The organism is Mixta sp., assembly GCF_024610815.1.
GTDB classification, from domain to species: domain Bacteria; phylum Pseudomonadota; class Gammaproteobacteria; order Enterobacterales; family Enterobacteriaceae; genus Mixta; species Mixta calida.
On the sequence record NZ_JANION010000133.1, the window covers coordinates 24,858 to 47,311 of the forward strand.

Annotated in this window: 21 protein-coding genes, 1 tRNA gene and 1 riboswitch; of the genes, 12 read left to right on the forward strand and 10 right to left on the reverse strand. The window is 56.4% G+C overall.

Going from position 1 to position 22,454, the window contains the following annotated elements:
* Positions 1-20: 20 nt before the first annotated feature.
* Positions 21-806, reverse strand: coding sequence for a 4,5-DOPA-extradiol-dioxygenase (gene ygiD, locus MYY08_RS09660; RefSeq protein WP_038629873.1), 786 nt, complete (start codon positions 804-806; stop codon positions 21-23).
* Between the two features lie 194 nt (positions 807-1,000).
* Here ygiD and zupT point away from each other — a divergent pair, with 194 nt between their 5' ends.
* Together zupT and MYY08_RS09670 are read left to right on the forward strand one after the other, a co-directional pair.
* Positions 1,001-1,768 (forward strand): zinc transporter ZupT, encoded by a 768-nt coding sequence (zupT, locus tag MYY08_RS09665; protein ID WP_038624091.1) that lies wholly within the window; start codon positions 1,001-1,003, stop codon positions 1,766-1,768.
* 143 nt (positions 1,769-1,911) lie between these two features.
* Entirely contained in the window at positions 1,912-2,295 is a 384-nt protein-coding gene (locus MYY08_RS09670; RefSeq protein WP_038624089.1) for a cell wall hydrolase, read from the forward strand.
* A gap of 90 nt (positions 2,296-2,385) precedes the next feature.
* Here the strand turns inward: MYY08_RS09670 and ribB are convergent, their stop codons facing one another.
* On the reverse strand, positions 2,386-3,042 hold the full coding sequence (gene ribB / locus MYY08_RS09675) for a 3,4-dihydroxy-2-butanone-4-phosphate synthase (RefSeq protein ID WP_038624087.1): 657 nt from the start codon (positions 3,040-3,042) through the stop codon (positions 2,386-2,388).
* Between the two features lie 98 nt (positions 3,043-3,140).
* A riboswitch (FMN riboswitch) is annotated at positions 3,141-3,292 on the reverse strand.
* A 146-nt stretch (positions 3,293-3,438) separates the two neighbouring features.
* On the opposite strand from ribB, the gene ubiK reads away from it, so the two are divergent.
* Entirely contained in the window at positions 3,439-3,882 is a 444-nt protein-coding gene (gene ubiK / locus MYY08_RS09680) for a ubiquinone biosynthesis accessory factor UbiK (protein WP_052133849.1), read from the forward strand.
* A 90-nt stretch (positions 3,883-3,972) separates the two neighbouring features.
* Here ubiK and hldE read toward each other — a convergent pair whose 3' ends face one another.
* From hldE to MYY08_RS09695, 3 genes are all read right to left on the reverse strand, one after another.
* The gene (hldE, locus tag MYY08_RS09685; RefSeq protein ID WP_038624085.1) at positions 3,973-5,394 is read right to left on the reverse strand and encodes a bifunctional D-glycero-beta-D-manno-heptose-7-phosphate kinase/D-glycero-beta-D-manno-heptose 1-phosphate adenylyltransferase HldE; all 1,422 of its coding nucleotides are present in this window, start codon (positions 5,392-5,394) and stop codon (positions 3,973-3,975) included.
* Between the two features lie 86 nt (positions 5,395-5,480).
* On the reverse strand, positions 5,481-8,339 hold the full coding sequence (glnE, locus tag MYY08_RS09690; protein WP_038624083.1) for a bifunctional [glutamate--ammonia ligase]-adenylyl-L-tyrosine phosphorylase/[glutamate--ammonia-ligase] adenylyltransferase: 2,859 nt from the start codon (positions 8,337-8,339) through the stop codon (positions 5,481-5,483).
* 20 nt (positions 8,340-8,359) lie between these two features.
* Positions 8,360-9,664 carry a CYTH domain-containing protein gene (locus tag MYY08_RS09695; protein WP_288013971.1) on the reverse strand — a complete coding sequence of 435 codons (1,305 nt, stop codon included), beginning with the start codon at positions 9,662-9,664 and terminating at the stop codon, positions 8,360-8,362.
* 208 nt (positions 9,665-9,872) lie between these two features.
* Here MYY08_RS09695 and MYY08_RS09700 point away from each other — a divergent pair, with 208 nt between their 5' ends.
* On the forward strand, positions 9,873-10,493 hold the full coding sequence (locus MYY08_RS09700; RefSeq protein WP_038624078.1) for a TIGR04211 family SH3 domain-containing protein: 621 nt from the start codon (positions 9,873-9,875) through the stop codon (positions 10,491-10,493).
* 189 nt (positions 10,494-10,682) lie between these two features.
* Positions 10,683-11,912: a multifunctional CCA addition/repair protein gene (locus MYY08_RS09705; protein WP_038624076.1), complete on the forward strand. Its 1,230-nt coding sequence runs from the start codon at positions 10,683-10,685 to the stop codon at positions 11,910-11,912.
* An 88-nt stretch (positions 11,913-12,000) separates the two neighbouring features.
* On the opposite strand, the gene bacA is transcribed toward MYY08_RS09705, so the two are convergent.
* Positions 12,001-12,819 (reverse strand): undecaprenyl-diphosphate phosphatase, encoded by an 819-nt coding sequence (bacA, locus tag MYY08_RS09710; protein ID WP_038624073.1) that lies wholly within the window; start codon positions 12,817-12,819, stop codon positions 12,001-12,003.
* 167 nt (positions 12,820-12,986) lie between these two features.
* Complete coding sequence (gene folB / locus MYY08_RS09715; RefSeq protein ID WP_038624071.1) at positions 12,987-13,346, reverse strand: bifunctional dihydroneopterin aldolase/7,8-dihydroneopterin epimerase; 360 nt, start codon at positions 13,344-13,346, stop codon at positions 12,987-12,989.
* A 107-nt stretch (positions 13,347-13,453) separates the two neighbouring features.
* Between folB and plsY the strand changes: the two genes are divergently transcribed.
* Both plsY and MYY08_RS09725 read left to right on the forward strand, forming a co-directional pair.
* A complete protein-coding gene (gene plsY / locus MYY08_RS09720) occupies positions 13,454-14,050 on the forward strand; it encodes a glycerol-3-phosphate 1-O-acyltransferase PlsY (RefSeq protein ID WP_038624069.1) in 597 nt (198 codons plus the stop codon).
* Between the two features lie 405 nt (positions 14,051-14,455).
* Entirely contained in the window at positions 14,456-14,743 is a 288-nt protein-coding gene (locus tag MYY08_RS09725) for a hypothetical protein (protein WP_038624067.1), read from the forward strand.
* Between the two features lie 69 nt (positions 14,744-14,812).
* Here MYY08_RS09725 and tsaD read toward each other — a convergent pair whose 3' ends face one another.
* The gene (gene tsaD, locus MYY08_RS09730; RefSeq protein ID WP_038624065.1) at positions 14,813-15,829 is read right to left on the reverse strand and encodes a tRNA (adenosine(37)-N6)-threonylcarbamoyltransferase complex transferase subunit TsaD; all 1,017 of its coding nucleotides are present in this window, start codon (positions 15,827-15,829) and stop codon (positions 14,813-14,815) included.
* Positions 15,830-16,131: 302 nt separating this feature from the next.
* Here tsaD and rpsU point away from each other — a divergent pair, with 302 nt between their 5' ends.
* From rpsU to rpoD, 3 genes are all read left to right on the forward strand, one after another.
* The gene (rpsU, locus tag MYY08_RS09735) at positions 16,132-16,347 is read left to right on the forward strand and encodes a 30S ribosomal protein S21 (RefSeq protein ID WP_001144069.1); all 216 of its coding nucleotides are present in this window, start codon (positions 16,132-16,134) and stop codon (positions 16,345-16,347) included.
* 121 nt (positions 16,348-16,468) lie between these two features.
* The gene (gene dnaG, locus MYY08_RS09740; RefSeq protein WP_038624062.1) at positions 16,469-18,214 is read left to right on the forward strand and encodes a DNA primase; all 1,746 of its coding nucleotides are present in this window, start codon (positions 16,469-16,471) and stop codon (positions 18,212-18,214) included.
* 283 nt (positions 18,215-18,497) lie between these two features.
* Positions 18,498-20,342, forward strand: coding sequence for an RNA polymerase sigma factor RpoD (gene rpoD / locus MYY08_RS09745; protein WP_038624060.1), 1,845 nt, complete (start codon positions 18,498-18,500; stop codon positions 20,340-20,342).
* A 49-nt stretch (positions 20,343-20,391) separates the two neighbouring features.
* Here the strand turns inward: rpoD and mug are convergent, their stop codons facing one another.
* Positions 20,392-20,910: a G/U mismatch-specific DNA glycosylase gene (gene mug, locus MYY08_RS09750; RefSeq protein WP_084970213.1), complete on the reverse strand. Its 519-nt coding sequence runs from the start codon at positions 20,908-20,910 to the stop codon at positions 20,392-20,394.
* A gap of 215 nt (positions 20,911-21,125) precedes the next feature.
* Between mug and MYY08_RS09755 the strand changes: the two genes are divergently transcribed.
* Positions 21,126-21,201, forward strand: a tRNA-Ile gene (locus MYY08_RS09755).
* Positions 21,202-21,974: 773 nt separating this feature from the next.
* Positions 21,975-22,220 (forward strand): hypothetical protein, encoded by a 246-nt coding sequence (locus MYY08_RS09760; RefSeq protein WP_288013972.1) that lies wholly within the window; start codon positions 21,975-21,977, stop codon positions 22,218-22,220.
* Here the strand turns inward: MYY08_RS09760 and MYY08_RS09765 are convergent.
* Positions 22,214-22,454, reverse strand: a 241-nt coding sequence (locus MYY08_RS09765) for an IS1 family transposase (protein ID WP_000674753.1), incomplete at its 5' end; no start/stop codon positions are given. The genes MYY08_RS09760 and MYY08_RS09765 overlap by 7 nt on opposite strands.

Here is a 22,454-nt window from a genome sequence, read left to right on the forward strand (position 1 = left end):
TTTGCCGCAAATCCCAACGGTTACCCTACCTGAACGGACAACATACTCAACGTAGACATCTCGATGCCCTCTACCGGCACCGTTACCGGCTCATTTGCCTGACGCGAGCCGAGGATATAGAGCAACGGCAGATAATGCTCCGGCGTAGGATTGGCAAGCGCCGCGCCGTCATGCCCCATAAAATTCACCAGCGGATGCGCCCCGGCCTCGCCCTGCCACTCCAGGTGATCACGTACGTAGCGTTCAAATGCGCTTGCCCACGGCAACGGTTCAGCACTTTCCTCCCAGCGCGCCATGCGCAGGTTGTGCACCACATTGCCGCTGGCGACCAGCATCACGCCGCGATCGCGCAGCGCCGCCAGCTGCTGTCCCATCTGGAAATGCCAGACCGCTGGCCGGGTGCCGTCAATGCTCAGCTGCACCACCGGAATATCCGCTTCGGGATACATCTTTATCAGCACGCCCCACGAGCCGTGATCCAGCCCCCAGGCGGTATCCAGATGAACATTGACCGGTGCCAGCCGTTCGGCGATCTCCCGCGCTAAAGCGGGCGATCCGGGCGCCGGATAGCGGGTATCGAACAGCGCCTGCGGGAAGCCGCCAAAATCGTGGATGGTGCGCGGATTTTCCATCACGGTGACCGCCACGCCACGCGTATACCAGTGCGCCGAGATCGCCAGGATAGCTTTTGGCTTCGGCAAGGCAGCGCCCAGCTGTCGCCAGATCCGGGTATAGCGGTTTTCTTCCAGCACGTTCATCGGGCTGCCGTGTCCCAGGAAAAGCGCAGGCATACGGGTATGGCTCATATCATCCTCAATGGTTGCATCGGTTTCGTTGGGCACAGATTACGCCCTTCAAAGACGGGATGCAGGCGGATAAGCATGACGATCATATTCAATAATTTTGACCTTTATTCAGACAAAACTTTACGCAATACCCCCTCGCTTTTTGTCAGAATTTCAATAGTCTTAATACGAATAATTATCATATGGAGTATGCCATGTCGGTTCCTTTACTTCTGACTATTCTGGCCGGCGCTGCGACCTTTGTCGGCGCGTTTTTAGGCGTGATAGGCCAGAGGCCCTCTAACCGCATGCTGGCGTTTGCCCTGGGGTTCGCCGCGGGCATTATGTTGTTAATTTCTCTAATGGAGATGCTTCCCGCCGCGCTGCACACCGAAGGGATGTCTCCACTGCTGGGCTACAGCATGTTTTTACTGGGCCTGCTCGGCTACTTCGCGCTTGATCGCCTGTTGCCTCACCAGCACCCGCAGGATTTGATGACGGCAGCGCAAAAGCCGCGCAGCCTGCGACGCACGGCTATACTGCTGACGCTGGGGATTAGCCTGCATAACTTTCCTGAAGGCGTCGCCACCTTTGTCACCGCCAGTAGCGATCTGGAGCTGGGGCTGGGCATCGCGCTAGCGGTGGCGATTCATAATATCCCTGAAGGACTGGCGGTAGCGGGCCCGATGTATGCCGCGACCGGCTCGAAGGCGCGCGCGCTTTTCTGGGCCTGTATTTCCGGCATGGCGGAGATTCTGGGCGGTCTGTTGGCGTTTTTGGTGCTTGGGCCAGTTCTCTCGCCGGTCGTCATTGCGGCGATTATGGCTGCGGTGGCCGGCATTATGGTGGCCTTGTCCGTGGACGAACTGATGCCGCTGGCGCGTGAGATAGATCCGCACAATAACCCCAGCTATGGCGTGCTGTGCGGCATGACGGTGATGGGTTTTAGCCTCACTTTGCTACAAAGCAGCGGCATCGGCTAATGCTATTAATCTGAAAATAATCACGCAGAGGACTATAAATCAACAGGATAGTTGCTATTCGCGATTTTTCAGGACCTGTCTGGTATGCTTGTTCCCCGCCGCTTCGTACACTTCCGTCACCCCTGGACAATGACGGAAACATTATGCTGGCTCAAGGTGCCCTTCTGTGTCTGGCTCTGAATATTTACCATGAAGCGCGTGGAGAACCGTTAAAGGGACAAATCGCGGTCGCATCGGTAACCATGAACCGGGCAAACTGGGACATCACAAAAATTTGCCCGGTAGTTTACGCCCCAAAACAGTTTTCATGGACGCATCTGACGAAAAGCGCTTTCAGCTACCCGCCTGATGCTGACAAAGGCTGGCAACGGGCACAACAGATAGCTCACCAGATTATCAACGGCGAGCTTTCTGATGTGACTAACGGCGCAACCTATTATCATAATCAAACCGTTACGCCTGCCTGGCGCAACGAGTTCGCCCGCACCGCCACCATTGGCAACCACATTTTCTATGCAAAAAGATAAAACAGGGCCGGGTGCAGGCTGCTTATCAAACAGCAATAAAAAAAGCCGGGATTATCCGGCTTTTTTATCGCGCTCAGGCAGCAAGAGGCGTTAGCTCGCCTGACGGGTTTCATGGCTGCGACGCCATGAGATCAGATCTTCAATGGTGACCAGCGGCATGTTGTGCTGTTTAGCAAACACGATCGCTTCCGGCGCGCAGGCCATAGTGCCGTCATCATTGGTCAGTTCGCACAGTACGCCCGCCGGCTTAAATCCTGCCAGCGTCACCAGATCGATGGTCGCTTCAGTATGGCCGCCGCGCGTCAGCACGCCGCCTTCACGCGCCCGTAACGGGAATACGTGACCTGGGCGATTCAGATCGCTGGGTTTGGCATTGTCAGCAATGGCGGTACGAATCGTGGTAAGACGATCTTTAGCCGATACGCCGGTAGTGACGCCGCGCGCCGCCTCAATCGTAACGGTAAAGCCGGTGCCGAACGAACTGGTGTTATTCTCCACCATCATCGGCAGATCCAGCTCCTGACGGCGCTGTTCGGTAATACAGAGACAAACGATGCCGCTGCCATGGCGGATAGTCAGTGCCATCTGTTCGACGGTCATGGTTTCAGCAGCGAAAATCATGTCAGCTTCGTTTTCACGATTTTCATCGTCCAGCACCATAACACCGCGGCCTTCGCGTAATGCGGCGATGGCGCGTTCCACACGCTGTTCCGGCGTGCCAAATTCAGAAAGTAGCGTCTGATTCATGGTAAATAAACCTTATCAATATTGTGGTTACCAGAATCAGGGCGTGCTTGAGGAGTGCATAAAAATAACGCGAGGCGAGCCTGTGGCTCGACAAGAATCGTTATCCTCTCCCATCCGGACTTTAACCGTCGGCCCCGGAATCACACCGGATCTGCTGACCTTCCGATCGGGAGACCGGAAGCGCTCGCGGGCTTTCAGCTAATGCTGATTTACCGCCGGTGGGGAATTTCGCCCCGCCCTGAGAATAAGCGAATTTACTATAGCGCCAAACGGCAGGTGCGGCAACGCTCAATAGCAGCATATGCTTATCCGTTTTCCGCAACTGCCATTTTAGGTTTATCCTTTTCCTGACAGGCATTACACTTAAGTTATCTTTGTTGCGACCAGGAAACCGCCATGATTGACCCGAAAAAAATTGAACAACTCGCTCGTCAGGTGCATGACGCTATGCCGCGCGGACTCCGTGAATTTGGCGATGATGTTGAGAAGAAAATTCGTCAGGTCCTGCAGGCGCAGCTGACGCGCATGGATTTGGTAAACCGCGAAGAGTTTGATGTGCAGACGCAGGTACTGTTGCGCACCCGTGAAAAGCTGGCCGTACTGGAACAGCGTCTGGCTGCGCTGGAAGGTCAGAGCGGAACCGCAACGTCAACGCCATCAACGCCAGCCTCTGCAACCGCGGCGGTGGCCCCGGCGCCCGGCATTACGCCTGCCGCGCCTCAGAATGCGACCGCTACGCCTTTAACGCCTGCGTCCCAGGGCGCGTCAGCTTCTGCGCCGCCGACATCGCCAGCAGCCCCCACCTCAACGGACGGCGTTAAAACGGTCGATCCGCAGTAACAATCCGTTGAGGCTTCGGCGGTAATCAATCGCACCGGCAGGCTGAGTATTATCTCCTGAGCCTGCCGGCGTGTTTTCCAGCGACGGATTTTACGAACGAATACGCTTGATGATATTGGTTGTGGAAATGCCGTCTTCAAAGTTCAGCACGCGCACTTCGCCGCCGTTAGCCCACACTTCCTCGCTTCCGGCGATCTGTTCCGGCTTATAATCGCCGCCTTTCACCAGCAGATCCGGCAAAATGCTGGCGATCAACCGCTGCGGCGTATCCTCTTCAAACGAAACCACCCAGTCGACCGACTCCAGCGCGCCTAAAACAATCATGCGGTTTTCCAGCGGGTTAACCGGACGGCTGTCGCCCTTCAGACGTTTGGTAGAGGCATCGCTGTTGACCGCCACGATCAGACGATCGCCCAACTTACGCGCGTTGGATAAGTAGGAGACGTGACCGGCGTGCAGAATGTCGAAAACGCCGTTGGTCATCACCACTTTTTCGCCGCGCTGACGCGCCAGCGCTACCGCCTCTTTCAGCTGCGCTTCGGTCATAATGCCGAAACCGCTTTCGGGACGCGCATGAATGGCGTTTTCCAGCTCCACGGGCGATACGGTAGAAGTGCCCAGCTTGCCGACCACCACGCCTGCCGCGGCGTTCGCCAGGAAACAGGCGGCTTCCAGATCGTCGCCCGCCGCCAGCGATGCGGCCAGCACGCCGATAACGGTGTCGCCGGCGCCGGTCACATCATATACTTCCTGCGCCTGCGTCGGTAAATGCAGCGGCGCTTTGCCTGGCTGCAACAGCGTCATGCCGTTTTCCGAACGCGTTACCAGCAGCGCGGAGAGTTCATAATGAGCCACCAGCTGCATACCGCGCTCAACGATCTGCGCCTCATCCTTACATTTGCCGACCACCGCTTCAAACTCGGAAAGGTTAGGCGTCAGCAGCGTTGCGCCGCGGTAGCGTTCAAAATCGGTGCCTTTCGGGTCCACCAGCACCGGCACATTTGCCGCCCGCGCCAGCTGAATCATCTGCTGAACGCTGGCTAATGCGCCTTTGGCGTAGTCGGACAACACCAACGCGCCCGTGTGCGGCAGGGCGGCGGCAATGCGCTGATGCAGCGGCTCAGGATCGATGTCTTCGAAGCCCTCTTCAAAATCAAGCCGAATCAGCTGCTGGTTACGGGAAAGAATACGCAGTTTGGTAATGGTAGGATGCGTCGACAGCGCAACGAAATCGCACTTCACGTTCACGTTTTGCAGGCTGACGCCCAGCGCACGCGCAGCATCATCGACGCCCGTCAGACCAACAAGGCGTGACGACGCGCCTAACGCCGCGATGTTCATCGCCACGTTGGCTGCCCCGCCCGGCCGCTCTTCCACGTTGTCTACTTTGACCACCGGCACCGGCGCTTCAGGTGAAATACGGCTGGTGGGGCCATACCAGTAGCGATCCAGCATCACATCGCCGACGACCAGCACTTCTGCACGGTTAAATTCGGGCAGTGTCACTTTCATTACAGAGACTCCAGACTGCAGTAAAAATATTGCGCGCGATAATAGCACAGCTGCGTCAAAACGCCGCGCCGCGCATAAAGGTTCCGTCAGGCCCCGGCCGGAGTGGTTTGCAGCCAGCGCCGCCAGCTCTCCTGAACGATCTGACGCTCATGCATAAACGCCCCCGGCGCGACGTGTCCCGCTTGCTCCTGCAACGCCAGATGGTGCAGCTCATCGCGCAGCGTAACGTACGCCTGCGTTAGCGCATCCGCCTCCTGCGGCGTGATTTTGTTATGCCGCGCCAGCAGCGCCAGAATGCGCACATTATCAGACCAGCCCGTCAGTCCCGGCTCCTGAGCCGCGTAGCGCAGCACCAGATATTGCGTAATAAACTCAATATCGGTAATCCCGCCTTCGTCAGCTTTGATGTCCCAGCGCCCTTTATGCTTATGGCTCAGGTGCGCATACATTTTTTCGCGCATCTCACGCACTTCGGTTTGCAGCGTCGCCGCCTCGCGCGGCAGGCAAAGGATCTGACGACGAATCGCCTCAAAGCGCTGGCTCAGCGCCGGTTCGCCATACACGATGCGCGCCCGCACCAGCGCCTGATGTTCCCAGGTCCAGGCGTCCTGACGCTGATACTCTTCAAACGCCTCCAGCGTGCTTACCAGCATCCCGGCAGAGCCGGAAGGCCGCAGGCGTGCGTCCACCTCATACAGGATGCCGGATGAGGTGCGGGTGCTGAACAGATGCATGACGCGCTGCGCCAGGCGAAGATAAAACTGACGGCCGTCGATAACGCGTTCGCCGTCAGTGACGGCATCCGCTGGGCAATTATGCAGAAACACCAGGTCGAGATCGGAGCTGTAGCCTAACTCCCAGCCGCCGAGTTTACCATAGCCGACGACGGCGAAGCCGCGTTCATCCTGCTGCAAATGCGAAGGCCGCCCGTAGCGTTGCACCATCATATTCCAGGCTTGCTGCACCACTGCCTGAATCATCGCCTCGGCCAGCCACGTCAGGTGGTCGCTGACTTTCATCACCGGCAGCGTGCCCGCGATATCCGCCGCGGCGATGCGCAACTGCTGTACCTGCTTAAACTGACGCAGCGCCTCCAGCTGCTGCTCCTCATCCTCTTCGGGAATCCGCAACAGATACTGCCGCAGCTCGTCCCGATAGGCGTCGGTCGCGGTGGGCTGATAGAGCGTGGCGGGATCCAGCAGCTCATCCAGCAGCAGCGGATAACGCGCCAGCTGGCTGGCGATCATCGGCGAGGCCGCGACCAGGCGGATAAGCTGCTTCAGCGCGCCGGGGGACTCAGTTAACAGTTCGAGGTAGGTGGTACGCGTCACAACGCCAAGCAGCAGCGGGATCAAACGGCGCAGGGTGCTGTCCGCATCAACGCGCGCGCAGGCTTCATTCAGCAAACGCGGCATCAGCTGATCGAGCGCCAGCCTGCCGCGCGGCCCAATGGTGCGCTTATCAACGTCCTGCCGGAACTCCGTCAGCGTGCGGAACACGCTTTTCCTTTCGCCGTCGTCGAGATGCGTCAGCAGGCTATCCAGCTCGCTTTGCTCCAGCTTGTCATGCCAAAGCTCGCTCATCTCCTGATTTTCGCTCTCCTCTGCGCCGTCCGGCGCATCTTCACCGATCAGCTCGTTGAAGATCAGCCGCACCTGCGCCATCTGCTGCTCCAGCGCCTGATGCAGCGCATCCCAGTTTGCAAAGCCCATCGCCCAGGCAAGGCGCGCCTGATTCAACGCGTCAGCCGGCAGCGTCTGCGTTTGCTCATCCCCGATGCTTTGCAACAGGTTTTCCAGCCGTCGTAAAAAGAGATAGGCTTCACGCAGCGCGTTAACCTGCAGCTGCGTCAGCAGATGCAGCGCCTCAATGGCGGAAAGCGTCGGCAGCAGCGCGCGCTGCTGTAGCGTACGCTCGCGTCCGCCGCGAATCAGCTGAAATACCTGAACGATAAATTCACATTCACGAATGCCGCCAGCGCCGAGTTTAATATTGTCCTTAAGTCCGCGCCGCCGCACTTCACGCGCAATCATACCTTTCATATTGCGCAATGACTGGATGACGCTAAAATCGATATAGCGGCGGTAGATAAAGGGGCGCAACATCTGTTGCAGCTCCTGGCTCCAGCGGTCATCGCTGTTGCCCATCAGACGCGCTTTAACCATGGCGTAGCGCTCCCAGTCGCGCCCCTGCTCCTGGTAGTAATCCTCCAGCGCCGCAAAGCTGAGAACCAGCGGCCCGCTGTCGCCAAACGGCCGCAGACGCATATCGACGCGATAGACGAAGCCGTCCGCCGTCGGCTGATCGAGAACCTTAATCAGGCGCTGTCCGAGCCGGGTAAAGAACTGCGCATTATCCAGTTCGCGTCGACCGCCGCGGGTCGCGCCGTTTTCCGGCCAGACGAAGATCAGATCGATATCAGAAGAGAAGTTCAGCTCGCCGCCGCCCAGCTTGCCCATGCCAAGGATCAGCAGCGGCTGCGGCTCTCCCGCCGCATTGCAGGGGGTGCCGAACTCGACGCAGCAAGCCTGCCACAGCCAGTCGCGCGCCGCGACAATCAGCGCCTCGGCCAGCGCGCTCAGCTGCTGCAACGACGCTTCGGTGCTGCTTGCGCCGGTGGTCTGCATCCAGGCGATGCGCACCATCATCCGGCGTCGAAACAGACGCAGCTCCCGCATCAGCGCCGCTTCATCACTTACCGGTTGGAGCTGCGCGTTCAGCCAGTCGGCGTAATGACGCCATTCATCGGGCTGCGGCGGTAGCTCTGTGAGCTGCCGCCACCATTCCGGGTGCTGTAACAGACTGTCGGCGACAAAATCGCTGAAAGCCAGCACCGCCTGTTGTTGAATGCTGAGCGACGTCAGCGGGCGTTCCAGCCGCTGCGCCGCTTTTTCTGCCTGCTGCTGCAACGACGCTGGCAGCGGTCCGGTAAATGTTGGCAGCATAACCTCTCCCTGAAAGGCAATCAGACGTTGCCGTTAAGCCAGAAAGCTGGCTGCCGCAGCGCCTGGCGGCACAGCGGATCCAGCTCGTTATAGCGGTTAGCGTGAATGGCCTGCGCCAACTGTTGCCAGCTTTGCAGCCAGCGTTCTACATCCTGCGACGGATAGGCGCCCGCCAACAGATGCACCGCCAGCAGCTGGTGCGTCAGCCGCACCGCCTTATCCTGATATTCATTGTACTGACGGATGGTGCCGAAGGTTTCTTTCAGATCGGCGGCGACGCGCCCCAGCATAATATCGGCGAAGCGTTTGAAAGAACCCTGCATTCGGTCAGCGTTTTTGCCGACGACAAAAGGACGCCAGCCCGCGCTAATCAGCCAGCTGGAAAGGCTGAGCTGCGCATCAAGCCACGGTGAGCTGTAGCAGAAAGCCTGCGCGTCGAGCCGCTCTTTTTCCAGCGCCTCTGCCAGGCTGGTCAACTTTTGGCGCAGCTGGCTGCTCGCCTTGCGCGGCACCAGCGCGCCGAACAGCGAAAACGTCTGCCGTACGGTTTCCAGCGCTTCCAGAACCGCTTGCTGCGCGCCGGGTTCGCCACGCAGCCACAGCTCCTCATGATACTGCCAGTGCTGCAACGCCAGGCTCAGCGCCGCCTGCATGCCCTCTTCCACCGTCGCTTTCGGTTTGGCCTGCAAAACCGGCAACGGACGCACCGGCTGCTGCGGTTTGCCCTGCGACAGCCAGTAGCCACGCGCCGCCTTGCTCAGGCTGCCGAGACGCAGACCGTCCATTTTCGCCAGTTCAGCCGCCAGCGCCAGCACATCCGCCAGCTTGCCGCGCTTCAACTCCAGCTCGATTTCATGCAGCGGCTCGCGCAAATCGTTCGCTTCGACCTCGCCCCGATCCAGCGCGACCTCGACTTCGCTTTCGCCATAGGTGACCAGCCACCTTTCGCGGCTGAAATGGCTGGTGAACAGCGGCGCCAGCCGCTGCTGCAACGCAACCGTGTCGCAGCCTTCGGGCCACACGTCCGCTGGCAGACGGGCGATATCCAGTTCAGGCCTGGCGATATCGACATTGTATTCGGGGCGCTGATGCAGGCCGCCCGTCGTCTGTCCGGCCGTCTTCAGGGTCATCTCATACTTCTCCCCGACGCCGCGGATGCGCAGCCCCATATCCCAGCGGCGCAACTGGTTATCCGCCGTTTCATAATAGATGTTGGTCAGCGCGATGGGCGCGCTGTATTGATGCGGCCAGGCGGCCAGCTGGTCGCCAAGCTGTTCCGCCGCCTGCGGCGTAGCAATGAACTTTAATTCGATTTCGATGGTCATAATTTCTTATTCAATCTTTCACTGGCGCAGATTTCAGGATTAAGCCGAAGAGTAATGCAGATAACCTGCTGCTGTCTCTGCTTTATTATGCTTTCGCGAGCGTTGCCGCATCAGTTTGAGACCAGGATAGTTCTCATTCAGATTTTTGCGCGGCCTATCCAGACTGTGCCCTAAAATTTTTCCGAAACACATGAAAAAACGATATCGAATGAAAAAATCACACCTTATTGCCCTGACTTTGCTGACTTTCAGCGTGACTGTTCCCGCCCAGGCCGAAGAGAAACGTTATATTTCCGATGAATTATCCACCTGGGTACGCAGCGGCCCCGGCGATCAGTATCGTCTGGTCGGCAAGCTGAACGCCGGCGAGCAGGTGACGCTGCTGCAAACCAACAATGAGAGCCAGTATGGCCAAATCCGCGATGCGGAAGGCAAAACCAACTGGATTCCGCTGGCTCAGCTGAGCGCCGAGCCGAGCCTTCGCACCCGCGTGCCGCAGCTGGAGCAGCAGGTTAAAGATCTGACCGATAAGCTGGCCAATATCGACAGCAGCTGGAATCAGCGCACCGCCGATATGCAGAAAAAGGTCGCGGCCAGCGACAGCGTTATCAATGGCCTGAAAGATGAAAACCAGCAGCTGAGAAACCAGCTGATTGTAGCGCAGAAAAAGGTGAACGCCGCCAATGTGCAGCTGGATGACAAACAGCGCGCCATCATCATGCAATGGTTTATGTATGGCGGCGGCGTGGCGGGCGTGGGCCTGCTGCTGGGTCTGCTGCTTCCGCATATGATTCCGCGCCGCAAAAAGAATAATCGCTGGATGAACTAACCCGCCACGCGTTTTTCATGCGTACCGCGACGGCAACAGGGCTGTGATTGACCGCCCTGCTGCTGTCGTTTCCGTAATTCTGCTATTGTTGTGCCAGAATAACGATTCAGGACACGCTTTTTACCGGTGCGGCAAGCTGGCGCCGGCACGCCTGACGATTGATTTAATGAACTCTGGAGAAGACCCGTAGTGAAAACATACCTTGTCGGTGGCGCGGTACGCGATGGTCTGCTTAAGCTGCCGGTCAAAGACAAAGACTGGGTAGTGGTAGGCGCCACGCCTGACATGATGCTGGAGCAGGGCTATCAGCAGGTAGGACGCGATTTCCCGGTGTTTCTTCACCCTGAAAGCCGTGAAGAGTACGCGCTGGCGCGCACGGAGCGCAAATCGGGCAGCGGCTATACCGGCTTTGTCACCTGGTCTACGCCGGACGTGACGCTTGAGCAGGATCTGCAACGCCGCGATCTCACCATCAACGCCATTGCGCAGGATGAAGAAGGCCGCTACATCGATCCATATCAAGGCCGTCAGGACCTGGAAAAGCGGCTGCTACGTCATGTCTCGGACGCCTTTATCGAAGATCCGCTGCGCGTGCTGCGCGTGGCGCGTTTCGCCGCCCGCTATGCTCACCTGAGCTTCCGCATCGCCGATGAGACCATGGCGCTGATGCGCGAGATGGCGGCAGGAGGCGAACTGGCCCACCTGACCGCCGAACGCGTCTGGAAAGAGACGGAAAATGCGCTGCGCGCGCGTAATCCGCAGGTCTATTTTCAGGTACTGCGCGACTGCGGCGCGCTGGCGGTGCTGTTTCCAGAGATCGATAACCTGTTCGGCGTTCCCGCGCCGGCGAAATGGCATCCCGAAATCGATACTGGCGTGCATACGTTGATGACCGTCGCGATTGCGGCACAGCTGACGCCGGAGACCGATGTACGTTTCGCCACGCTTTGCCATGATGTCGGCAAAGCATTGACGCCGCCGGAGAAGTGGCCCAGCCATCCCGGACATGGACCGGCCGGCGTCCCGCTGGTGGAAAATATCTGCCAGCGTCTGCGCGTGCCGAACACCATTCGCGATCTCGCGGTGCTGGTGGCGGAGTTTCATGATGTGGTGCATACCATTGAAAATCAGCCCGCCGAGCGCCTGATCGCGCTGTTCGATCGCATTGATGCCTGGCGCAAACCGCAGCGCGTTGAACAGCTGGCGCAAACCAGCGAAGCGGACGCCCGCGGACGCGCCGGATGGGAGAGCAACCCATATCCTCAGGGCGCATACGTGCGTGAAGCGTTCCGTATTGCGCAGGCGGTGCCGACAAAAGCGGTTATTGAAGCTGGCTTTAAAGGCGCGCAGGTGCGCGAGGAGCTGAGCCGCCGCCGCTGCGATGCGGTGAAAAGCTGGCGTTCGGCGTTAAACGCGTGACGGCGACATCGGCTACTGCGGCATAAAGAGAAGTTGACCGCATAAAAAAGGAGGCGCATGCGCCTCCTTTTTTCGTTCTGCTTCAGGGTTACATAAAGACCATGTAAACCGCGGCCGCCACGATAAAGCGGTAGATGGCAAACGGCACAAATGAGATGCGCTTAATGATATGCAGGAAAAGTTTGATCGCCAGCAGCGCAACGATAAACGCGGTGACAAAGCCCACGGCGAACATCGGAAAATCCGCCATCGTCAGGAAGCCGCGACTCTTGTAGAGATCGAGTACGGTAGCGCCCATCATCATCGGCACAGCGAGAATAAACGAAAATTCAGACGCCGCATAACGGCTTACGCCCATCAGCATGCCGCCGGAGATGGTGGCGCCAGAACGGGAGAAGCCAGGCCAAAGCGCCAGACACTGAAAGCAGCCGATCATAAACGCCTGCAGATAAGTGATATCGTCAATCCCCGGCGCTTTCGGCTGCTTCGGCTTCAGGAACTCGGCGGCCAGCAGCAGCACGCCGCCGACAATCAACGCATACATCACGTTGATAGGGTTAAACAGCGACTTGATTTGATCGTGCAGCAGTAAGCCAATCACCACCGCCGGCACCATGCCCAGCAGGATATGGATCAGCGTAAGATGTCCGGTACCTACCCCTTCATGCTTCACTTCGCCGAAGTGGATACCGATCAGGCCAAACAGGCGCCGCCAGAACATCACGACCACGGCGAGAATGGAACCGAGCTGGATAACTACTTCAAATGTTTCCGCTTTATCGCCGTCAAAACCCAGCAGATGTCCAACAATGATCATATGACCGGTGGATGAGACAGGAAGAAACTCCGTCAGTCCCTCAACAATGCCAAGGATTGCAGCCACCCAAAGCTGATGAATATCTGCCATCAAATATCCTCTACCCTAATGTTTAAACCATTAAAAAGGCGGACGTCCGAAACGTAACCGCCAGAAAAGATGCTAACTCAGCGTCAAGCCTGCTTTATGACAGCCATAATGTGGTTCGGTTTCATTGTGATAGCAATCACATTGGATCTATTTCAGAATTGTTCCTGCTAGCGCTGACGGGTGCCGCGCTCAATAATAACGCCCACCTGCGCCGCCTGCGCGACCGCGCCTGGCTTGCTCACTTTGATGCGCACCCAGGGCGAGGCGAAACGCGTCAGCAGCAGCGTGGCGACCTCTTCGGCCACGCGCTCCACCAGCGCGAAACGCCCCTGACCGACATGGTCGATAATCGCGCTGGCGACGTCAGCGTAGCTCAGGCAGTCGTTAACATCGTCGCTGACCGCCGCCCGGCGGTTATCCCAGGCCATTTCGACATCGAAAACCAGCTTTTGCTGGATAGTTTGTTCCCAGTCGTAAACGCCAATAGTGGTGATCACCGACAGCTGTTCTATAAATACGATATCCATGATGGCAGTCTCTGTTTTTACGTTAACCGGATACCACTCCCGGCGAATTATGCGTATTATCCACAGATGATGAGAATAAAACGACCCTTACAAAACGGAACGGTGTTATGAGTGCTATCGCGCTTGGTATGATCATTTTCGCGTATCTGTGCGGATCTATTTCCAGCGCTATTCTGGTTTGCCGACTGGCAGGCCTACCCGATCCAAGGCATAACGGCTCAGGAAACCCCGGCGCGACCAATGTATTACGCATTGGCGGCAAAGGCGCGGCGGCGGCAGTACTGGTGTTTGATGTGTTGAAAGGCATGTTGCCCGTCTGGCTGGCGTATGCATTGGGCGTTTCACCGGTTTACCTTGGCCTGACCGCCATCGCCGCCTGTCTGGGACATATCTACCCGGTTTTCTTTCGCTTTCGCGGCGGCAAAGGCGTGGCGACCGCCTTTGGCGCCATCGCGCCTATCGGCTGGGACCTGACCGGCCTGATGACCGGCACCTGGCTACTGACGGTGCTGTTGAGCGGCTATTCCTCGCTGGGCGCCATCGTCAGCGCGCTGATCGCCCCCTTCTACGTCTGGTGGTTCAAGCCGCAGTTTACCTTTCCGGTCGCGATGCTCTCCTGCCTGATTCTGCTGCGCCATCACGATAATATTCAGCGTCTGTGGCGCGGTCAGGAAAGCAAAATCTGGAAAAAGAAGCGTAAGTAATCCGCATCGTTTTCCCGTCTCGCCTTTCCGTTTTCACACGGTGCGATCCTGACGTTTCCGGCGCGTCTGCTGTTCTCCTTAATCTTTTCGCCGATCGGCTCAATCACGCGCCGCCAGTTATTCTGGCGCGGAATCTTTTAATTAACTGAAAATCCAGCCCCGCTTTTGCTCCGGTTGTTACATTTAATCCGCTGGCCATTTTCGGCGGCTTATGTCGTCAATGAGGGCACCCTTTTCATCTGAGCCAACCTTTAGCGAGCGTAAGCGGCGAAGAATAAAAACGCCCTGACGCCGCCGAAAATTGTCGGCGTCCCACCGATGGTTTGCACCTGAATCTTTATCAGGCAGCAGGCACACTTTTCATCTCGGGATAAATATCCACCGGAAGAAAAGAAGAGGTTAATAATGAGAGAGCTAACACAAAGTGAATTCCATGAAGTAGCCGGTAGCGGCTTTATCGCGACTGTTTCCGGCAACGTAGCAGGTTTTATCGGCAATTCGCTTTATACGATGATACCGGAAATGGGGATTAAACTGCCGATTATCGGCACCATCGATATAAAAGATTATTTCCCTGATTTAGGCCAGCAGCTGGGCGAGGCCGTAGGATGGCAGATCGGATCATGGTTAGAAGGCGGTATTAGCAATATCCCGCTGATCGGGGGCTTGCTGAATAAACTGCTGGGCAATTAATTCCGTTCTCTGTGTAAACGATGCTGTCCCCCTCAGAAAAACAGCATCGTTTTTTAGCGATACGCCTTTTTACGCTATCGCCGGCAGCTCAGCCAAAGGCCAACGCGGACGAACGGTAACGCCAAGCTCGCCGCGCGTGCCGCCCTTCAGGCGCACCATGCCAGCGTAAGCGATCATCGCGCCGTTGTCGGTACAGAATTCAGGACGGGCGTAAAAAACTTCCCCACCGCGTGCCTGCATCATCTCCGCCAGCTTCGCGCGCAGCGTGCGGTTGGCGCTGACGCCGCCCGCCATCACCAGACGTTTGAAACCGGTCTGCTCCAGGGCACGCTTACATTTTATCGCCAGCGTATCGACTACGGCATCTTCGAAAGCGCGAGCGATATCCGCATGGGTTTGCGCATCGTCGCTGTTCTCACGAATGGTGTTGGCCGCGAACGTTTTAAGACCAGAGAAGCTGAAATCGAGCCCTGGTCGGTCGGTCATCGGGCGCGGGAAGGTAAAACGCCCCGGCGTGCCCTGCTGCGCCATACGGGAAAGCATCGGTCCGCCGGGATAGTCGAGTCCCAGCAGCTTGGCGGTTTTATCGAACGCTTCGCCGGCGGCGTCGTCGATGGACTCGCCCAGCAGCGTATATTCGCCAATGCCGGTCACGCCGATCAGCTGCGTATGGCCGCCGGAGACCAGCAGCGCAACGAACGGAAACTGCGGCGGATTATCTTCCAGCATCGGCGCCAGCAGATGCCCTTCCATATGATGTACCGGCACGGCGGGAACCTGCCAGGCGAACGCCAGCGAACGGCCGATGGTTGCGCCAACCAGCAGCGCGCCGACTAGCCCAGGGCCTGCGGTATAGGCGACCGCGTCGATATCCTTGCCTTCCAGACCCGCCTCCTGCAATGCGGCCTGAATTAGCGGCACGGTTTTACGCACGTGATCGCGTGAAGCCAGTTCCGGCACCACCCCGCCATAATCGGCATGGACTTTCACCTGACTATAGAGTTGATTAGCGAGCAAACCGGCCTCATCGTCATAAATGGCAATGCCGGTTTCATCGCAGGATGTTTCAATACCCAGAACGCGCATGGTTGCTTTACCTCTCTGTTGCGGCGCGCAGTGTACCACAGCGCCTGATGGCGCTGGCGCGATTTTGTGAGGTGCCTGCCTGCTTTATGAGCAAAAAACGAAAAAATATTGAACGCCCCGTTGCGCTTTACGCTATACTCCTTCGCCTGCAAAAATCCGGCAGCCGCCAGAGCGCTCTGTTGGTTTGCATAGCTCAATGTTGCTTTACAACGCAGACGCTATTGTTGTAAAATTCCGCACCATTTTGAAATGAGCTGACGCTGACGTCAGCAAAAGACCGAATTTATCGAGGTGAGAGTTACATGCCGGTAATTAAAGTACGTGAAAACGAGCCGTTCGACGTAGCACTGCGTCGCTTCAAGCGTTCCTGCGAAAAAGCAGGCGTTCTGGCTGAAGTTCGTCGTCGTGAGTTTTATGAAAAACCGACTACCGAACGTAAGCGCGCTAAAGCGTCTGCTGTTAAGCGTCACGCCAAGAAACTGGCTCGCGAAAACGCACGCCGCACTCGTCTGTACTAATTTCTTTCGGAAGCCTTGCGCTTCCACCGCGTGTTAAACGCAGACAGAGTCAAGTTAGAGGCCGTGCTTTCCGGAAGGAAGCGCGGCTTATTTTCGTTTATGAGCGAAGAAAACGGGGCTTATGGCCGGACGAATTCCACGCGTATTTATCAGTGACTTACTTGCCCGCACGGACATTGTGGATCTTATTGATGCCCGCGTTAAGCTGAAAAAACAGGGTAAGAATTTTCACGCGTGCTGTCCTTTCCATAACGAAAAAACCCCTTCTTTCACCGTTAACGGTGAGAAACAGTTCTATCACTGTTTCGGCTGCGGCGCTCACGGCAACGCTATCGACTTCCTGATGAATTACGATCGTCTGGAGTTCGTCGAAAGCATTGAAGAGCTGGCCACGCTGCACGGGCTGGAAGTGCCCTATGAAGCCGGCAGCGGTCCCAGCCAGCTGGAACGCCATCAGCGTCAAAGCCTTTATCAGCTTATGACCGGGCTTGCCGATTTCTATCAGCAGGCGCTTACCCAGTCTCAGGCGACCGCGGCGCGCGCCTATCTGAATCAGCGCGGGCTAAGCGATGAAGTGATTGCGCATTTCGCCATCGGCTTCGCGCCGCCCGGCTGGGATAACGCTCTGAAGCGTTTTGGCCGCAACCCTGAAGATCGTCAGTCGCTGATTGACGCAGGCATGCTGGTGACCAACGATCAGGGCCGGAGTTACGATCGTTTCCGCGATCGCGTCATGTTCCCTATCCGCGACAAGCGTGGCCGGGTTATCGGCTTCGGCGGGCGCGTATTGGGCGACGGCACACCCAAGTACCTGAACTCGCCGGAAACCGATATTTTCCATAAGGGCCGTCAACTCTATGGCCTGTATGAAGCGCAGAAGCAGCATCCTGAACCGGCGAAGCTGCTGGTTGTCGAAGGCTATATGGATGTAGTGGCGCTGGCGCAGTTCGGCATTGATTATGCCGTCGCTTCGCTGGGTACCTCCACGACGGCCGATCATATTCAGCTGCTGTTCCGCAGTACGGACAACGTCATCTGCTGTTACGACGGCGATCGGGCGGGCCGCGAAGCGGCATGGCGTGCTTTAGAGACCGCATTGCCTTACATGAATGACGGTCGTCAACTACGCTTTATGTTTCTGCCCGACGGCGAAGACCCGGATACGCTGATTCGTAAAGAGGGCAAAGCGGCGTTCGAAGCGCGGATGGAGCAGGCGATGCCGCTCTCCAGCTTCCTGTTCGACACGCTGCTGCCGCAGGTCGATCTGAGTACCCGCGACGGCCGCACGCGTCTTAGCACGCTGGCGCTGCCGTTGATTAGCCAGATCCCCGGCGAAACCTTGCGCATTTATCTGCGTCAGGAACTGGGCAATATGCTTGGCATTCTGGATGACAACCAGCTGGAGAAGCTGCTGCCAAAACAGGCCGAAAGCGGCGCCCAGCCGGCCGCGCCGCAGCTGAAGCGCACCACTATGCGCATTCTGGTGGGCCTGCTGGTGCAAAACCCGCATCTGGCGACCATGGTGCCGTCGTTGCAGGGCCTGGAACAGCTGAATATGCCAGGATTGCCGCTTTTTATGGAACTGGTGCAGAGTTGTAACGCAAACCCTGGCCTGACCACTGGCCAGCTACTAGAGTTATATCGCGGCACAAATTTTAGCCAGCACCTTGAAACGCTCGCAACATGGAACCACATGATTGTTGATGACGAAGTAGAGGCGATGTTTCAGGATTCTCTGGCGAAAATGTACGACTCTGCGCTGGAGCAGCGTCTGGAAGCGCTGATCGCGCGCTCCAGAACGCACGGCCTCAGCCCTGAAGAGCGCGAAGAAGTGCGCTCATTAAGCCAGGCGCTGGCAAAGAAATAGATTCGCGATCGCGTTGGTATCAAGAGACATTACCAGCGCTTACGGCACGGCGTCCCCTGATATAAACAGAATAGGGGGAGCAACGCGCAGGCCGGAACGCAAACGGATAAGCATGACAGTCTCACAGCAAACTTTAGCGGCTTAAGTGCCGATATATACTCAGGCAGACCCTGAAAGCCGCCACGAGGGCAGCGGCAATAATCCAAACGCCTTCAACTGTTATTGTTGGCCCTTATGGCTGACCCGACACCAATCAAATTAACAGAAGTGTGGATACCGTCTTATGGAGCAAAACCCGCAGTCACAGCTTAAGCTGCTTGTCACCCGTGGTAAGGAGCAAGGCTATCTGACCTATGCCGAGGTCAACGACCATCTGCCGGAAGATATCGTCGACTCCGATCAGATCGAAGACATCATCCAGATGATCAACGACATGGGTATTCAGGTGGTGGAAGAAGCGCCTGATGCCGATGATCTGATGCTGAACGAAAACAGCGCTGACACGGACGAAGATGCGGCTGAAGCGGCAGCTCAGGTGTTATCCAGCGTAGAATCTGAAATTGGACGCACAACCGATCCTGTCCGCATGTACATGCGTGAGATGGGCACCGTCGAACTGCTGACGCGCGAAGGCGAAATCGACATCGCCAAGCGTATCGAAGACGGCATTAACCAGGTGCAGTGTTCCGTCGCCGAGTACCCGGAAGCGATCACTTATCTGCTGGAGCAGTACGATCGCGTTGAGGCAGGCGAGTCACGCCTGTCAGATCTGATTACCGGCTTCGTCGATCCTAACGCCGAAGAAGATCTGGCGCCGACTGCTACCCACGTTGGCTCTGAACTGTCAGAAGAAGAGCGCGCCGATGAAGATGACGAAGATGAAGACGACGACAGCGACAGCAGCGATGACGACAACAGCATCGATCCTGAACTGGCGCGTGAAAAATTCATCGAGCTGCGCGATCAGTATGAAGCGACGCGCCTGACGATCAAGGCGAAAGGCCGCAGTCACGCCGACGCGATTGAAGAGATCCAGAAACTGTCGGAAGTGTTTAAGCAGTTCCGTCTGGTGCCGAAGCAGTTTGACTATCTGGTCAACAACATGCGTGAAATGATGGAGCGCGTACGTACGCAAGAGCGCATCATCATGAAACTGTGTGTCGAACTGTGCAAGATGCCGAAGAAAAACTTCATTACCCTGTTTACCGGTAATGAGACCAGCCCAACCTGGTTCCAGGCGGCGCTGGCGATGAACAAACCCTGGTCTGAAAAACTGCGCGACGTGGAAGAAGATGTGCAGCGCAGCATGCAGAAACTGATGCAGATCGAGGAAGAGACCGGCCTGACGATTGAACAGGTAAAAGATATCAACCGTCGTATGTCGATCGGCGAGGCGAAAGCGCGTCGTGCGAAGAAAGAGATGGTGGAAGCGAACCTGCGTCTGGTGATTTCAATCGCCAAGAAATACACCAACCGCGGCCTGCAATTCCTGGATCTGATTCAGGAAGGCAACATCGGCCTGATGAAGGCGGTAGATAAGTTCGAATACCGTCGCGGCTACAAGTTCTCCACCTATGCGACCTGGTGGATTCGTCAGGCGATTACCCGCTCTATCGCGGATCAGGCGCGCACCATCCGTATTCCGGTGCATATGATTGAGACGATCAACAAACTCAACCGTATTTCGCGTCAGATGCTGCAGGAGATGGGCCGCGAACCGACGCCGGAAGAGTTGGCCGAGCGTATGCTGATGCCGGAAGATAAAATCCGCAAGGTGCTGAAAATCGCTAAAGAGCCGATCTCCATGGAGACGCCGATTGGTGATGATGAAGATTCGCATCTTGGCGATTTTATCGAAGACACCACGCTGGAGCTGCCGCTGGATTCCGCCACCTCTGAGAGCCTGCGTTCCGCCACGCATGACGTGCTGGCTGGCCTGACGGCCCGTGAAGCGAAGGTGCTGCGTATGCGTTTCGGTATCGATATGAACACCGACCACACGCTGGAAGAAGTAGGCAAACAGTTTGACGTTACCCGCGAGCGTATTCGTCAGATCGAGGCGAAGGCGCTGCGTAAGCTGCGTCATCCAAGCCGTTCAGAAGTGCTGCGCAGCTTCCTGGACGACTAAGCGCATCGATAGCGTAAAAAGGCTTCCTCCGGGAAGCCTTTTTTATTGGCTAACGTCCGCGCAGCGTCAGCGCGCTTTCCAGTTCTTTATAGGCTTCCGTCAGCTTTTCCTGCGTGGCGCGGTTCAGGCCGCTGGGATTGGGCAACACCCAGACTTCCGTTTCGCCGATGGTGGCAGCCTGCCTGCCCCACTCCACTTTGCTCTGACGAAACGCCTTTTTGTAGGCATCCTTACCTAACACCGCCAGCGCCGCTGGCTGGTAATGCAGCATTTTTTCTATCAATGATTTGCCACCTTCGCGCAGCTCATCCGTCGACAGCTCGCTGGCCTCTTTTGTTGGTCGATCCACCAGCCTGGTGATACCGCAGCGGGTATCCAGCAGGTGCAACTCCTCTTCCGGTTTGAGCTGGCGCTCGGTAAAGCCGGCCAGCCAGAGCGTTTTCCAGAAGCGGTTTCCTGAATAAGCGAAGTGGTGACCGGTATGGGCGGAAGACTTGCCCGGATTGATGCCGCAAAAAACCACCCGCAGGCCGGGCGCGATAATATCTTTGATCTCATGATCACTCATCCCTGCTCTCCTGTTGTACGTCAGCCTGGCATAATGCTTAATAGTTTAGCAACCGATCGCCTGACGCAGGCATCGGCTTTTGCGACACGTCCCGTTGCGCTGTCGACACTCAAAGAAATGAAGGCTTTTCAAGCAATTGAACTGCTGTAAAAATCGCCAACCGATAAGCGATAGCTGGATTGCCCAGGCGAGTTACTTTATAATCACGCCCCACAGGCCCCTTAGCTCAGTGGTTAGAGCAGGCGACTCATAATCGCTTGGTCGTTGGTTCAAACCCAACAGGGGCCACCAAATTTTAGCTGTTAAATCAGCGCATTAAATCCACCTTTCGAGGTGGTTTTTTCTTTTCGTACTGCCCAATGACCCTTTTTTGCCCCAGTGTTGCGTAAGTTTTCTGATAGCAGCCTGAAATACTCCCGTTCTTCGTGATTTTCTCGGCTGGCTAACAATATTTTCGCTTCGCAACAGATTTCAGTTTCACCAGCACGTGAAAGCCGCGCCGCGCCACGCCTGCCATCCTTTCAGATCGTCCGGCGGCCTCACACAATTCAGCTCCAAGTAAAATTAACTTTCCCATATAAATCATTAAATTAATTTCCCAGCAGTCCAAAGGCGATCCGGTTTACTGAAAAAAGTGAAATTTATTTCACACATTACAGTTGCGGTTTTTCAGCAGGAAGCCCGGCGGCGCGGGCTGATGGGGGCGTTTTGTAAAAAAGAAAACTAAAATAATTTTTCTGATGCAAAACCCGCAGGCGGATGCGGTGTAGCGCCGATTTGATGAGCGAAGCAATTATTTTTCCGGTGCAATAATATATCCTGCGCCACTCTGGGCGCGTGATCGTATTGAAATGCGGGATTGAGTTCGATTTTACGTAGCGTTGTGGCCATTCTGTGGGGTCTGGTAAGGGCTTTGACTACCGCCGTGATGCTAAAAGCTACTTAGCATTAAATGACAAAGATCCTTTCCAAAACCAAGCGACTTCGTTATTCTTTCGGAATCCTTCCACTTGTAATGGAAGCACATAACAAGTAATGAGACATTTCAGAGATTCCGCCAGTTTATGGAAGATTTATCTTTAGCTCCCGGTTCGACCTTTGAGCCAGCTCCAGCTCCAGTTGCAAGCATGGGGGCAACCGACCTGATCCATCTGAAAGAATGCCTGCGCATTGAAGTGATTAGCCGTGATGGTAAAAAGCTGTTCAGCTGGAGTAAGGCCGTGCACCGCTGCATTACAAGTCCAACACGTCGTTTTTATTTTTGGTGGCGTATAGCATCATGGCTGCAGGTAATGGTCCCAACTTATTGATAGTGTTTTATGTTCAGATAATGCCCGATGACTTTGTCATGCAACTCCACCGATTTTGAGAACGACAGCGACTTCCGTCCCAGCCGTGCCAGGTGCTGCCTCAGATTCAGGTTATGCCGCTCAATTCGCTGCGTATATCGCTTGCTGATTACGTGCAGCTTTCCCTTCAGGCGGGATTCATACAGCGGCCAGCCATCCGTCATCCATATCACCACGTCAAAGGGTGACAGCAGG